Source organism: Tepidibacillus infernus, assembly GCF_048898065.1.
Classification (GTDB): domain Bacteria; phylum Bacillota; class Bacilli; order Tepidibacillales; family Tepidibacillaceae; genus Tepidibacillus_B; species Tepidibacillus_B infernus.
This window is the reverse complement of the sequence record NZ_JBLWFI010000099.1, coordinates 1-222: the sequence shown is the minus strand read 5'-3', so window position 1 is coordinate 222 and position 222 is coordinate 1. Positions and strand designations below refer to the sequence as shown.

Annotated in this window: 1 protein-coding gene; it reads left to right on the top strand. The window is 42.8% G+C overall.

The annotated features are described in order from the left end of the window. Positions 1–41: 41 nt before the first annotated feature. Positions 42–222: group II intron maturase-specific domain-containing protein (locus TEPIDINF_RS15170; RefSeq protein WP_421692418.1), on the top strand; the 181-nt coding region annotated here is incomplete at its 3' end.

Below are 222 nucleotides of genomic sequence, written 5' to 3'. Positions count from 1 at the left end.
GGGAGAAAACGAAGGTATCGCATGTAAATTACGTCAAGTATCTGGGATATAGTTTCTACATCTACAGAGGAGAAGGGCGTTTAAGAATCCATCCTAAAAGCATTCAGAAACTTAAGGACAAAATCCGGGAAGTTACTGGGCGCAGCAACGGAATGGGAATCGAAGAACGAAGAACCAAACTCAATCAAGTAGTGCGAGGCTGGACAAATTACTTCAAACTGG